Source organism: Psychrobacter sp. AOP30-A2-5 (genome assembly GCF_052378115.1).
Lineage (GTDB): Bacteria > Pseudomonadota > Gammaproteobacteria > Pseudomonadales > Moraxellaceae > Psychrobacter.
The window spans coordinates 27,797-41,274 of record NZ_JBQSXK010000017.1 but is presented as its reverse complement, the minus strand read 5'-3'; the positions used below and the strand labels follow the sequence as shown (position 1 = coordinate 41,274).

General features: G+C 44.2%; 11 protein-coding genes. 4 read left to right on the top strand and 7 right to left on the bottom strand.

Features of this window, described 5'->3' with window-relative positions; translation table 11 throughout:
- Window positions 1–7 precede the first annotated feature (7 nt).
- Entirely contained in the window at window positions 8–2,695 is a 2,688-nt protein-coding gene (leuS, locus tag ACT3S4_RS11480; RefSeq protein ID WP_444761093.1) for a leucine--tRNA ligase, read from the bottom strand.
- A 143-nt stretch (window positions 2,696–2,838) separates the two neighbouring features.
- On the opposite strand from leuS, the gene ACT3S4_RS11475 reads away from it, so the two are divergent.
- Window positions 2,839–3,450: a hypothetical protein gene (locus ACT3S4_RS11475; RefSeq protein WP_201553463.1), complete on the top strand. Its 612-nt coding sequence runs from the start codon at window positions 2,839–2,841 to the stop codon at window positions 3,448–3,450.
- A 38-nt stretch (window positions 3,451–3,488) separates the two neighbouring features.
- Window positions 3,489–3,860 (top strand): Spx/MgsR family RNA polymerase-binding regulatory protein, encoded by a 372-nt coding sequence (locus ACT3S4_RS11470; RefSeq protein ID WP_201553474.1) that lies wholly within the window; start codon window positions 3,489–3,491, stop codon window positions 3,858–3,860.
- A 31-nt stretch (window positions 3,861–3,891) separates the two neighbouring features.
- Here ACT3S4_RS11470 and ACT3S4_RS11465 read toward each other — a convergent pair whose 3' ends face one another.
- The 6 genes from ACT3S4_RS11465 to ACT3S4_RS11440 form a co-directional block, all read right to left on the bottom strand.
- A complete protein-coding gene (locus ACT3S4_RS11465) occupies window positions 3,892–4,125 on the bottom strand; it encodes a hypothetical protein (protein WP_087815830.1) in 234 nt (77 codons plus the stop codon).
- Between the two features lie 12 nt (window positions 4,126–4,137).
- Entirely contained in the window at window positions 4,138–5,052 is a 915-nt protein-coding gene (gene argB, locus ACT3S4_RS11460; RefSeq protein ID WP_055124537.1) for an acetylglutamate kinase, read from the bottom strand.
- Between the two features lie 82 nt (window positions 5,053–5,134).
- Window positions 5,135–6,913: a phosphomannomutase/phosphoglucomutase gene (locus ACT3S4_RS11455; protein WP_201553476.1), complete on the bottom strand. Its 1,779-nt coding sequence runs from the start codon at window positions 6,911–6,913 to the stop codon at window positions 5,135–5,137.
- A 90-nt stretch (window positions 6,914–7,003) separates the two neighbouring features.
- Window positions 7,004–7,468: a dUTP diphosphatase gene (dut, locus tag ACT3S4_RS11450; protein WP_045444733.1), complete on the bottom strand. Its 465-nt coding sequence runs from the start codon at window positions 7,466–7,468 to the stop codon at window positions 7,004–7,006.
- Between the two features lie 110 nt (window positions 7,469–7,578).
- Window positions 7,579–8,982, bottom strand: coding sequence for a magnesium transporter (gene mgtE, locus ACT3S4_RS11445; RefSeq protein ID WP_083475673.1), 1,404 nt, complete (start codon window positions 8,980–8,982; stop codon window positions 7,579–7,581).
- 112 nt (window positions 8,983–9,094) lie between these two features.
- Complete coding sequence (locus ACT3S4_RS11440; protein WP_060490569.1) at window positions 9,095–11,128, bottom strand: UvrD-helicase domain-containing protein; 2,034 nt, start codon at window positions 11,126–11,128, stop codon at window positions 9,095–9,097.
- A 901-nt stretch (window positions 11,129–12,029) separates the two neighbouring features.
- Here ACT3S4_RS11440 and ndhC point away from each other — a divergent pair.
- Window positions 12,030–12,653: an NADH-quinone oxidoreductase subunit A gene (ndhC, locus tag ACT3S4_RS11435; RefSeq protein ID WP_055124534.1), complete on the top strand. Its 624-nt coding sequence runs from the start codon at window positions 12,030–12,032 to the stop codon at window positions 12,651–12,653.
- A 120-nt stretch (window positions 12,654–12,773) separates the two neighbouring features.
- Window positions 12,774–13,442 carry a NuoB/complex I 20 kDa subunit family protein gene (locus ACT3S4_RS11430; protein WP_025653094.1) on the top strand — a complete coding sequence of 223 codons (669 nt, stop codon included), beginning with the start codon at window positions 12,774–12,776 and terminating at the stop codon, window positions 13,440–13,442.
- The last annotated feature ends 36 nt before the right edge of the window (window positions 13,443–13,478 follow it).

Sequence of the window (13,478 nt, the reverse complement as noted above, 5' to 3'; positions counted from 1 at the left end):
AAAAAATCTAGCCTACCACCACGATGTTTACCAGCTTATTAGGGACGACGATTTCTTTTTTGATGTCGCCAGTCAAGAATTTTGCCACACTTTCCATTGAGCGTGCTTGTGCTTTTAGCTGTTCTGGATCGCTATTTGGGGCTACGTCCATTTTACCGCGCATTTTACCATTGACCTGTACCACCATCGTGATCATATCTTGTACCAGAGCATTTTTATCAACTTCTGGATAATTCAAGGTAATGGTATCTAAACCCAATTGCTCAAGTAAATGTTCACCAATGTGCGGCGCATATACGGATAGCATAATCAGCAGATCCGTCAATGCCTCATGCTGTACCTGTAGGTCTTGCTTGCTATTGGCCTTAAAACCAGTCAGCTCGTTGGTAAGCTCCATCAAACTTGATACAGGTGTGTTCAATGCCAAACGATCACCCAAATCACTATCAATTTTAGCAATGGTTTCATGGGTTTTACGGCGTAAGTTTTTGGCTTCTTTGCTTAAGCCATCAGTGCTCAAAGCTTCATTGTTCAGCGTCTCGATACTTAGGTTCGCGGCAGTAAGCGCTTGCATGTGTTCAGTAGCAATACGCCATACTTTTTTGACGAAGTTATAAGGGCCTTTGAGCGCATCATCTGACCATTCTAGCGTTTGATCCGCAGGTGCGGTGAAAAGCGTATAGAGGCGAACGGTATCAGCGCCATATTTATCGATGGTAATTTGCGGATCGACACCGTTATTTTTTGACTTAGACATTTTCTCGATTTTGCCAATGGTCACCGGCTGCCCATCAGATTTTAAGATGGCTTTAATCGGTTGACCACGTTCGTCATAGTCGATATCAATGTCTTCTGCAAAATAGTAGGTGGTACTGCCATCCGCATTTAGGCGATAGAATGTCCCTGCCAATACCATGCCTTGCGTCATCAAATTAGCAAACGGCTCATTTCCTGACACCAAGTCTTCATCACGCATCAGTTTATGGAAGAAGCGTGCATAAAGTAGATGCATCACCGCGTGCTCAACACCGCCGATGTATTGATCGACAGGCAGCCACTTATTGGCGGCAGATTTGTTGACCATGCTTTGCGCATCATTTGGGCTTGCAAAGCGTGCATAGTACCAGCTTGACTCCACAAAGGTGTCAAAGGTATCGGTTTCGCGCTCGGCAGGATTACCGCATTTAGGACACGTCGTATTGACAAACTCTGGAATATTTTTTAACGGATTTCCGCGACCATCAGGAACGACATCCGTTGGCAAGACAACGGGCAAATCTTGCTCTTCGACAGGTACGGTGCCGCAATGCTCACAGTTAACCATTGGGATAGGACAGCCCCAATAACGCTGGCGAGAAACACCCCAATCACGGAGACGGTATTGGATTTTTTTCTTAGCAAGCTCTTGTGGTTCTAGTTTGGTCAGCATCGCTTCAAATGCTTGCTCAAAGTCTAACCCATCAAATTCACCTGAATTGACCAAAGTATTGCGTTCGGTATAAGCACGATTAATCTCAGTATCGTTTGCCTTTGCATCTGCTTCTAACGCATCGAAATAGCCGACAGGGATATCGATGACTTGTTTGATGGGTAAGCTGTATTTAATCGCAAACTCATAATCACGCTCATCATGAGCAGGGACAGCCATCACCGCGCCTGAGCCGTAGCTCATGAGTACATAGTTGGCAACCCATACTGGCACTTCTTCGCCAGTGAGTGGGTGCGTGACCGTAAGACCAGTAGCCATGCCGATTTTTTCAGCTTTAGCTAGGTCTGCTTCTGCAACTGAGCCTTTTTTGCAAAGCGCACAGAATTGCGCAATCGCTTCATCATGCTCAGCCGCATACTGCGCTAGCGGATGTTCGGCCGCGACTGCCACATAAGTCACACCCATCAAAGTATCAGGGCGAGTAGTGAACACATCTAAGGTATTGGTCTCGCCAGCAAGCTCATAAGGGAAGTGTACTTCCATGCCTGCGCTACGACCAATCCAGTTGCGCTGCATGGTCAATACTTCTGATGGCCAGTGACCTTCTAACTGATCCAAATCATCGAGCAATTCGTCAGCATAATCGGTGATATTAAAGTAATACATTGGGATGTCGCGCTTTTCGACCGCAGCGCCACTACGCCAGCCTTTACCATCGATGACTTGCTCGTTGGCTAAGACGGTATTATCAACAGGATCCCAGTTGACTGTTGACAGTTTTTTGTAGACCAAGCCTTTTTTGTATAGCTGTAAAAACAACCACTGTTCCCACTGATAATACTCAGGGCTGCAAGTAGCAAATTCACGTGACCAGTCAATAGACAAACCCAGTAGTTTAAGCTGCGCGCGCATGCTGTCAATATTGGCAAACGTCCATTTGGCAGGTGGAGTTTGGTTAGCAATCGCCGCGTTTTCTGCTGGCAAGCCAAAGCCATCCCAGCCCATAGGCTGCATGACTTCATAGCCCTTGAGGCGATAGTAGCGGCTCAGTACATCAGAAATCGTATAGTTACGCACGTGACCCATATGCAGCTTACCGCTTGGGTAAGGGAACATCGACAGCATATAGCGACTTGGCTTATCGCTTGGCTCATTGCTCACTTCAAAGCGTTTATCAGTTGCCCATTTGGCTTGCTGCGCCGCTTCTATCGCTTGTGGGTTATAATGATTATTTTCAGCTTGGTCAGATGTCACAGTATTGCTCATAGTTGGCTCGAGATTGAATATTTTGATAAGAAATTAGATACGCTAGAATAGCGCAAATCGGCAAAAAATGCGATGGGGCAGCGCAATAATAGAGCAGTATTAAATACTATATAAACACTTATGGACTTACAGTAAGGCTAGGCATGCAAAAACTAAAAAAAGGGCAAGTATTAACATATCCTATTGATTTGTATTTATCAAACAAACACATATTATTAATTTTGGCTTTGGGGTTGTTGATTTTTCCGCTGTATTATTACTGCGTACCTATAATGCAAGAGGAGGGCGGTTGGGTTGCCGTCATAATCTTGTTGTTACTTATAATACTTATCGTTTTAGGAGTAATAGTGTCATTACTGGCTTTACTTAGCGGTAAACCTGCCTTACAGATCAGTACGAATGGACTAACCATTTTGCAAGTTCTACGCAAGTCAAAACAAAAATCTGTGTTGTGGCGTGATGTTGAGTGTATAGATATAAGTTATCAGGTTTATGGTAGAACAGAGACTTGGGCATTGGTTATTCAACCAAAACAAGGTAAGGTCATACAGTATCCGTTAAAAACTATGAGGTACAAAGATACGCTACTCAATGAGATGGAGATTTATCATATTGTTAAACTCGCTTTTGAAGGAAAGCCTGCCATACATTATCAGTCGATTGAAATGGAAAGAATAAAGCTGATTACTAAAAAAACCAAATGGCTATTATTAATTATTTTTATACTGTTATCGCTCGTTTATTTTTTTCAGTAAATAAGCATTTAATTTATATTTGACGTTGAGGAGTCTCTATGACCATCACTATTTACGGTATCAAATCGTGCAGCACCATGAAAAAAGCCTTTACCAAACTAGACGAGCTCGGTGTCAGCTATGAATTTCATGATTATAAAAAACAAGGTATCGATAAAGATAGCGTTCAGCGTTGGGTAGCTAAATTAGGCATCGATAAAGTGCTTAATAAACGCGGTACGACATGGCGTAAGCTAGAAGATGCTCAAAAGCAAGCGGCTGATGCTAGTCTAGATAACGCCATTGATTTGCTCGTAGAAAATACCAGTATGATTAAGCGTCCGATAGTTGAAGGTGAGCTGACTGATAAAAATAGGATTATACTACTATGCGGTTATGATGAAGCTGAGTTTGATAAAGTTTTTTCGTAAAAGAATACGGCTACCATCAATAAAGCCCGAGCTAAGAACCTCTTAGCTCGGGCTTTATAACACCTAAAATAAACCAAATCACACTTGCGAGCCATATAAGCAAGACGTAAAAGCGAATTTGTTCAGCATTCCAATCTAGTGCAAACCAATTAATGAGGAAAAATGACTTCCACCCTTCTATCCATTTTGCGCCACCATAGCCAATAATCCACCAGCAATATAGGCTTTCTAAGATAAAAAGCAGACACCAAAGCCATAATGCCATGATTTACTCCTGCTACTCGGCCAATGATGAACCTAAATCACGACTGATTAATGTACCAACCCCTTCATTGGTAAAAATCTCTAACAGTGTGGCATGAGGCACGCGACCATCGACGATCACCGCGCTTTTTACACCGCTACGTACCGCATCAAGTGCACATTGGATTTTGGGAATCATGCCGCCTGAGATAGTGCCGTCTTCAATGAGGCTGTCGACTTTCTTTGGTGTGAGTCCAGTCACGACTTCGCCGTCACGACCCAGCACACCTTTGATATTGGTTAGAAGCATGAGCTTTTCAGCTTGTAAGAATTCGGCTACTTTACCTGCAACCAAGTCGGCATTGATATTGTACGTATTGCCTTCGCTATCGACCCCAAGTGGCGCGATGACGGGAATAAAGTCAGAGGCAATGAGCATGTTAATCACGTCTTTATTGACACTGACCACATCACCGACAAACCCTAAATCTACGGGCACAGCAATCCCATCTGCGCCAATTTTTTCCATCATCAGTTTTTTGGCTAGGATTAAATTGGCATCTTTACCCGTCAAACCGATAGCGCGGCCACCGTGCTTGTTGATTAAGCTAACAATAGATTTGTTGACACTACCACCCAAAACCATCTCGACAATATCCATGGTGCTTTTATCGGTGACGCGCATCCCATCGATACGGTCTGACTGACGCCCCAACTCTTTTAACAAATTATCCACTTGTGGACCACCGCCATGCACGACCACGGGATGAATGCCAACGGTTTTTAACAAGACGATGTCGCGGGCAAATGAGCTTTCAAGCGCAGGATCCGTCATCGCATTGCCGCCGTATTTGACCACGATAAGCTTATCGACAAAGCGCTGGATATAAGGCAGCGCTGTGGTCAATACTTCAGCAGTGTTTTTGGCATCATCTAAATTAAGCGTCATTATAAACTCCTAAGTTATGGTATTAAAAAATCATATTTTTATGTGACAGCAACTACTTTGACGGTAACTGTTTTGATCAAAACTATTCGGCAGGAATAGCGACAATTTGTTCCGCTAGTTTTTTATCAAATGGGCGACATAAAGCGGCAAATTTTGCTTGGATGTCGCGTAAGTCTTCTATGCTATCACCAGCAAAGCGTGCGGTAAGATTGTGACTGGTGTTTGATTGGCGGAGCACCCCAAAACCATGGTCGAAATCCAAACGCACGCCATCAATACAGCTCAGCTTCGTCCCCACTGGCAATAAGCATTTGGCTTGCTTGGACGTCATATATTGCCGACTCATCGAACAACGGCAAAGCGATGGCTGGCTAGTAGCTATCCAATGATCACCAGAATCTTCTGCCACGGTCGCTTCCACGAGCTGGCGTAAATACTGACAAAATTTGGTCAGCTGTACGACGAGAGCATCGTCTTTTCTAAGGGTTTTAGGCATCGGCAAATAATGATCCGCCGTACTGACCATAGCAGGCAATTGCTCTGTAATATCAGTCAGAGATTTTTTACCGTGAGCATCGTAAGCCGCTAGCCAATGCAGCAATCGCAAGGCCGCGTACATGGCGTCATCATAAATAATAAAGCGGCTATCGTTAAATATGAAATGCCCTGACAATTCACCTGCAAAGACGATTTGACCAGCAGACTGCTGCATCTGTCGGCGCATAAAGCTGCTGCCCGTTTTACTGAGCACAGGTGTTGCGCCAAGCTCAGACAAGAGTTTCGGTAGATGATGGGAGCATTTAATATCAAAAAGGATTTGAGAGGGCAGTTGTGAATGGCCTCGGCCTTTAGAACACAGCGATTCGGGGTGTTCGGTCAGTGCTACTTGCGCTAATAAATATAGCAAGTGATCGGGCGTGACAACTTTACCGCTATTATCGACGATCATTAAGCGATCGCCATCGCCATCAAAAGCGATACCTATATCTGCTTGATGTTGACGCACACTTCGCTGTAATTGTTTAAGACGGTGTGGTTCAGTGGGATCAGGATTGCCAGAGGGAAAACTGCCATCTGCGGTGTCATTAATCATGATGACCTGCTGGCAAAAATGCTCAAATAAACGCTGGGCGATATTACTGGTCGCGCCATGCATGCAGTCTATGACCACCACCACATCAAGGGTGCCAGATGGTTGTTGGTTATCTTTGAGAAGTGGTTTATTACAGGGATGGATTTGCTTAAAGACTTGAGCGATAGCCTCAATATAAGTCGTCGCGACTTGTGCATCAGATAAATTGAAAGGTTGATTACAAATAGATTTAGCAGTTGTATTTTTCAGCGTATTTTGAGCATCAACCTGTGCTTGAGCGTGATTGAGGTGGCAAGCATAGGTAGACCGTGTTTTTTGCCAAAGCAACTGAATCTCTGCATGGCTCGGAGATTGATGGTTGACCAACCATTTAATACCTAAAATGTCTTTAGCAGAATGACTGGCGGTAACGATGATGCCATGACCAGAATATTGCTCTGCCCAAAAAACCATCATGGGGGTAGTAATTAACCCCAGCTGGATAACTTGTAAGCCATATTCAGTCAGTATATTAGCCAATCTCTGAGCGATAATATTACTACCGAGACGCACATCATAACCAAGCACAATGACGGTTCTTTTGCGGTCGATACTTGGTTTTGGTAGGCAGACCTTGACAGGAGCTGCGGTTGAGTTGCAATCTGCGGCACTATAAAGCTGAGCAAATGCCTTGCCCAATGCTTGAATAAAGTCAGTGGTAAAATGCTGGCGTGAACCACGAATATCATAAGCACGAAATAAGCATTGCTGCGCAGCAAAAGACGGCATCGCTTACTCTCCTTATGGCGTGATTCACGTGATGGTGATTTTGTGATGACTAAAGTACAATTAAAATGGCAAATCAGTAATGATAACTAATTACTGGCGGCCTGAATGTCCAAAGCCGCCTGCACCACGTGCACTGGTATCACTAAACTCTGATACCACTTCAAACTCAGGGCGGGCAACGGGTACGACGACATATTGTGCCATACGTTCCGCAGGATTCAACACAAAGTCTTCATTACTACGATTCCAAATACTGACCATCAGCTCACCTTGATAATCGGCATCAATCAAGCCAACCAAATTACCCAAGACGATACCGTGCTTATGACCGAGACCTGAGCGCGGTAAAATCATTCCTGCAAAGTTAGGATCTTGGATATAAACCGCCAAACCAGTACCAATTAAATGCGTGGCACCTGCTTTAATCGTCAATGGCTCATCAATACAAGCGCGCAAGTCGATACCAGCGCTGCCATCAGTGGCGCGTGTCGGTAACGAGAACGCTTTATCTTCAGTAATTTTGGGGTTTAATACTTTAACTTGTACAGCTTGCATAACGCACTCACTTAACGGTTGGATAGTTTCTAAATAATATTGTTTCTAAATAAGATAATTTCTAAATAATATTGCTTCTAAATAATATTGTTTGAACGTTGGCTATGTGATTATAGTATCAACACACTTGCCAAACCCAAGAATGACATAAAGCCGACGATATCTGTCACGGTGGTTAAAATAACCGAGGCGGATAGGGCAGGGTCAATATTCATGCGTTTTAGGAGCAGTGGAATACTAATGCCCGAAACGTTAGCAGCAGTCATATTAATGGCAATGGCAAAACCAATGACGGCGCTAATTTTAATGTCATGAAACCATAATTGGGCAATAATCGCCATGATTATCGCCCATATGATACCGTTTATCGCACCAACCCACAGCTCTTTATTTAATAACCACAAACGGTTGGAACCACCGATTTGACCCATCGCCATACCACGAATAACCACTGTCAGAGTTTGTGACCCAGCAATACCGCCCATACTCGCGACCACAGGCATGAGTATCGCTAGCGCCACCACTTTTGCCAGTACCGCCTCGAACTGACCAATCACAGCGGCAGCCAATAAGGCGGTACACAGGTTAATACCTAGCCAAATACTGCGGCTTTTAGCACTGGTTAAAATAGGCGCAAACAGCTCTTCATCTTGGCTGACACCCGCGAGGTTTTTCATGGTGCTATCAACATCATCTTGGATAATTTCCATGATGTCCTCGCCATTTAACTGACCGACCAACTCACCATGGCTATTAATAACGGGGGCAAAACGAATGTCCTCTGAGCGGAAAATCGCTGCGGCATCTTGGATGTCTAAGCGATCATTAATGGTGATGGCGTTATCAATCAATTCTGAGACTAAGGTAGTTTGATCATGTTTAATCAAATCGACCAGACTGAGCAGCCCGAGTAATTGTTGGCTTTGATCGACGACCAGCAGCTCTTGGCTTTCATCATCGAGCAAATCGTCATTTTCTCGTAGCCAGTTCTGTACTTCTGCAAGGGTGATATCATCCCTGATCTGAATGAGGTCAGGATCCATGTAACGCCCGACTTCCCAGTCAGCATAGGTATCGAGCTTATTGACCTGCACTCGGATGTCTTCATCCAAGGTTGCCATCACTGAGGTACGCACACTTTCGGTGACGGTGTCTAAAATCTCAGAGATGTCTTGCGCATCAAGGTCTTGGGTAAATAAGGAAATATCTTTCGATGAAACGTTTTCTAACAGCGGCTGGCGTGTATCAAACTCTAACTCGGCAAGTACTTCGCCTTTGATGTTTTCTGGTACTTGTGCCCAAATCAATAAGCGATTTTGGCTAGGGAACGATTCTAATAGGCTCGCAATCTCATATTTGGACTGCTTTTCTAAAAACTCAGTAATCGCCTCGTATGCCTTGTCAGCAACCAAACTTTGCAGGTATAAAAGCTTATATTCGCCGCTATACTCTGCCGGATTATAATCTCCCTGTAGCGTAGATGGTCTTTCCTGATCAGGCATAGGGGTAGGCATAAAGGTTCCAAAGTTTTTAGAAAGTATAAATAATAACAAACACTAAAATGTCGAATAAGTGCTAATTTCTCATGTCGCTAACTGGTGATGCTCTCAAGCGTTGAGCCTAACGCTAACGATTACCCAATAAAGCGCGAATATTAGCCAAGTATTCATCAGCAACAGCTTCTGGGTCTTTAGTCGCTTTTTTCTTTTTCGCCTTGGCTGGCCAGTCGATATGCTCTTCTGGTAACTCATCTAAAAAGCGCGATTCAGAAGTGACACGCATCTGACCGCCCGCACGGCGCTGAGTCGCTAGTGTCAATGTCAGCTCTCGACGCGCACGAGTAATGCCGACATACATCAAGCGCCGTTCTTCTTCGACCGTCTCGCTTAGGATAGAATTGCGGTGCGGTAGCATTTCTTCCTCAAGCCCCATGATATACACAAAATCAAATTCCAAACCTTTTGCTGCATGCAAGGTCATCAAGTTAACCTTGTTGGTGTTTTCTTCTTCTTGCTGTTGCTCGAGCATATCCAGCAACACCAGCTTACGAATGATAGTATCAATGGTGCGATCTTCGTCTTCTTCGGCGCGATTAATCAGCGATTGAATACTAGTGTAGAGCATATCAATATTATCGATACGGTTTTTTTCTTGTTGCGGCGTTTTGGCGTCGCTACGCACAAAGTCGATATAACCCGTTTCATCAATCATTTGGCGGACGATAGGCACAGGGTCAGGATGCTGATCGAGCTCACGCGTATAATGTTCAATAAACTCACCGAACTCCTTTATCGTACCATAAGCCTTCGACGGTAAAACATGCGCGAGCCCTGCATGCGTACAAGAAGCGAGTAGCGAGATGCTATGCTCTTGTGAAAATAAGCCTAACTTCTCTAGCGTTGCTGGCCCCATTCCACGCTTAGGCGTATTGATAATACGTAAAAACGCACTGTCGTCTTCAGGGTTCAGAATCAAACGTAGATAGCCCATGATGTCTTTGATTTCACTACGCGCAAAGAACGACTGACCACCCGACAACTTATAGGGCACTTGCAGTTGACGCAACTGCGCCTCTAGCATGCGCGCCTGAAAGTTACTGCGATAAAGAACGGCATATTGCTCCCACTCATTACCGAAACGCAGTTTATGAGTGACAATCTCTTTTGCCACACGCTCAGACTCATCATCATCATTACGACAGTTAATAATGCGAATTTTTTCGCCTTGACCTTTATCTGACCAGAGTTTCTTTTCAAATAAATGCTCGTTATTGGTAATAACAGCGTTGGCAGAGGTCAAAATACGCGTGGTCGAGCGATAGTTTTGCTCAAGCATGACGATTTTGAGTTTTGGGAAATCTTCTTTGAGTAGCGCCATGTTTTCCGGTTTTGCACCGCGCCACGCATAGATAGATTGATCGTCATCGCCAACGACGGTAAAACGCCCTTGCGGTCCGACTAAGTATTTAATCATCTCATACTGGGCGGTGTTGGTATCTTGATATTCATCGACGAGTAAGTAACGAATACGGTTTTGCCATTTATCGCGCAGCTCTCTGTTTTCACGTAATATCTTGGTCGGAAGGACAATCAAATCATCGAAATCAACGGCGTTATAAGCACGCAAATTGCGCTCATATAAGGCATAGAGGGTCGCAAAAATCATGTCTTCTGGATCGTCTAAGGTTTCCATCGCCTTATCCGGTTCAATCAGATCGTTTTTCCAGTCAGAAATCATTTTAATGGCTTTGCCGACCAATTCACGACTTTCAGCGCCGCTTAAATTATCACGCATCATCAGCTCCATCAGCAAACGCTTACTGTCGTCACTGTCCATGATGGAGAAGTTACCCTTGAGTGGTGTATGAATCAGCTCATAGCGCAAAAACTGTAGCCCAAATTGGTGAAAGGTAGACACCGTCAGCCCGCGAGTTTTTTCACTCGGCAGCAATTTACTGACACGGGCTTTCATCTCGCGCGCCGCTTTATTGGTAAAGGTCACCGCGGTGATACGCTCGGCTGGCATGTTGCATTCTTCGATTAGATAGGCAATCTTGCGGGTAATCACCGATGTCTTACCGGAGCCGGCACCTGCTAGCACAAGCAATGGACCGGATACGTAGAGCATCGCTTCTTGTTGTTTGGGATTAAGTTGACTCATAAGGTGACCTGTAAGACAAAAGCAAAAAGAAAGCAAAAAAGGCGAGTGTTGATATCAAGCGTTGCTCAGTGAGATAAAAACAGCACGTATGAGGCAGATCGATAGCGCAAAATGGCAACATAGCATTATAGTTGGTTGCATCATCTCAATATCAAAACATAGCGTCGATAAGGTTAATCAACCTATCCGCTAATCACGCTCATGACCATTAATATTTTGTGACAATTAATCAAGAGAGCCATCGTTAAAACAGCCGCTGATACTACCATGCAATTAGGCGGGTTATTATAAAGCAAAAACTGTCACATTGGGGAGGAGTTCAAGGATCGGCACCCAGTAAAAAAGCGTTAATTTTTCGTGACTTATACTATATATACTAGCGTCCATTCAAAAATGTGGATTTGGGCTTAATATAAGGTAACGTCTATATCATAATTCATGGCAAAAAAAACATGTTTCTTTCACCTATAAAGTGACCGTTCAATACAGTTAAAAACTAGCTTTTAGGCACTGATATGCGTATAGTACGTAAATAATTTATGCCAGTTGTCTCGTCATTGTTGACCACGTGTAATGAGCTATTAAATCAATTAAATAAACTATCGAATATGATATTGATTTAATACGTTGATCTTACGTTGTTAGAAGATGCGTTAGGCGACCAGCCTTTCTCCGTTATACATCGGAGTATCTATAGTTGGTCATGTCTGACATCGTCGTCAATAAGCTTGATAATTGGTTATTACCAGCACAGTATCTATATGAGCCATTGAGTTATTAAGACCCAATGGCAGTTACTTTGTGTTTTCGTCTGCGTTATGCCAGTCGCTATTACCACTCTATAGTTTGTGAGTATGCGCGCTGCGCTTGACACTCGATTGGGTGAGGAGCACGTATTATCATGTCTGCTTTTAATTGGTCAGCCATTGCTTTTATCTTAGCCGCCATTGGGCTAGTGGTCTTTATGCTGGTTGTGCCGCGTTTGCTTGGCGGTCGCTCTCAGGGCTCACAAAAAGAAGAAGTATTTGAAGCGGGTGTTGTCGGAGCTGGCAACGCCCGTATTCGTTTGTCTGCCAAATTCTATTTGGTGGCAATCTTCTTCGTTATCTTTGATTTAGAAGCACTATATTTGTACGCTTATGCTGTTTCAGTACGTGAAGCAGGCTGGCTGGGCTTTGCCGCTGCCGCGATATTCATTACCATCTTGATTATAGGCTTGGTATACGAGCTCAGTCTGGGTGCGATGAATTGGGCACCATCGGACAAGCGCCGCAAGCAACCACGTCTATATGCAGCTCCAGCAGGTTTTAATTTGGCAGATATTACGCAGTTTGATGGCGTCGATGAGCTGATGGTCGATCCAACTGGCAAGATACCAGCCCAGTCTTCAGGGCAGATTAATGTCTCGAACAATATCGAGACCAACCGTCGTCACTTGCAAAATATCGATCATATTAATACTACTGGTAATGTGACTTCCATGGATTTTGCTACATCTGCGCAACAAGACAAAGTCAAACGCTAATTGCTTTTGACGGTCTTGTGGCACATTACTGCAAAATGGTCGCTTATTAATAATAGAAGTTAAGGCGATAGTGAAAGCAAGATGATTGCTGCGCTTCGCCTAATATAAAGGTTGTATGTTATGAAATACACATTAACAAAAGCCAACCCTGATGCAGATGTCTATCCTGCACAGACCAGTCAAACGGTCAATGATCCAATCGAAGACGAAGTGAATAAAAACGTCTTTATGGGTCGTCTCGAAGACCTCGTCCATTCAACAGCAAACTGGGGGCGCAAGCACTCACTTTGGCCATTTAACTTTGGTACCTCTTGCTGTTATGTCGAATATGCCACCACCCTAACCGCCGTTCATGATTTGTCACGTTTTGGTGCCGAAGTCATTCGCGCGTCGCCCCGTCAGGCGGATGTGATGATCGTTGCTGGTACTTGTTTTGTCAAAATGGCACCGGTTATTCAGCGCCTGTATGAGCAAATGCTTGAGCCAAAATGGGTTATCTCGATGGGCGCCTGTGCCAACTCTGGCGGTATGTATGATATCTATTCGGTCGTGCAAGGCGTGGATAAAATTATCCCTGTTGATGTCTATGTGCCCGGTTGTCCGCCGCGTCCAGAAGCGTTGATCCAAGGCTTGATGTTGCTGCAAGAGTCGATTACTAAAGAGCGTCGCCCGCTAGGTATTCATGTCAATGATCAGGGTATTTATCAGCCACAAATGACGCCTGAGCGTGACCGTAAGCAAGCAGATCGTATCGCTGTGAAAAACTTGCGTAGCCCAGACAGTATTTAATCAGCGAGCCTGTAGCCAAACTGCATGTGATAAACA

What these genes read in the sequence shown, in the direction of transcription:
- leuS (WP_444761093.1), bottom strand. Translation starts at nt 2,695, where the DNA reads ATGAGCAATACTGTGACATCTGACCAAGCTGAAAATAATCATTATAAC.
- ACT3S4_RS11475 (WP_201553463.1), top strand. Translation starts at nt 2,839, where the DNA reads ATGCAAAAACTAAAAAAAGGGCAAGTATTAACATATCCTATTGATTTG.
- ACT3S4_RS11470 (WP_201553474.1), top strand. Translation starts at nt 3,489, where the DNA reads ATGACCATCACTATTTACGGTATCAAATCGTGCAGCACCATGAAAAAA.
- ACT3S4_RS11465 (WP_087815830.1), bottom strand. Translation starts at nt 4,125, where the DNA reads ATGGCATTATGGCTTTGGTGTCTGCTTTTTATCTTAGAAAGCCTATAT.
- argB (WP_055124537.1), bottom strand. Translation starts at nt 5,052, where the DNA reads ATGACGCTTAATTTAGATGATGCCAAAAACACTGCTGAAGTATTGACC.
- ACT3S4_RS11455 (WP_201553476.1), bottom strand. Translation starts at nt 6,913, where the DNA reads ATGCCGTCTTTTGCTGCGCAGCAATGCTTATTTCGTGCTTATGATATT.
- dut (WP_045444733.1), bottom strand. Translation starts at nt 7,468, where the DNA reads ATGCAAGCTGTACAAGTTAAAGTATTAAACCCCAAAATTACTGAAGAT.
- mgtE (WP_083475673.1), bottom strand. Translation starts at nt 8,982, where the DNA reads ATGCCTACCCCTATGCCTGATCAGGAAAGACCATCTACGCTACAGGGA.
- ACT3S4_RS11440 (WP_060490569.1), bottom strand. Translation starts at nt 11,128, where the DNA reads ATGAGTCAACTTAATCCCAAACAACAAGAAGCGATGCTCTACGTATCC.
- ndhC (WP_055124534.1), top strand. Translation starts at nt 12,030, where the DNA reads ATGTCTGCTTTTAATTGGTCAGCCATTGCTTTTATCTTAGCCGCCATT.
- ACT3S4_RS11430 (WP_025653094.1), top strand. Translation starts at nt 12,774, where the DNA reads ATGAAATACACATTAACAAAAGCCAACCCTGATGCAGATGTCTATCCT.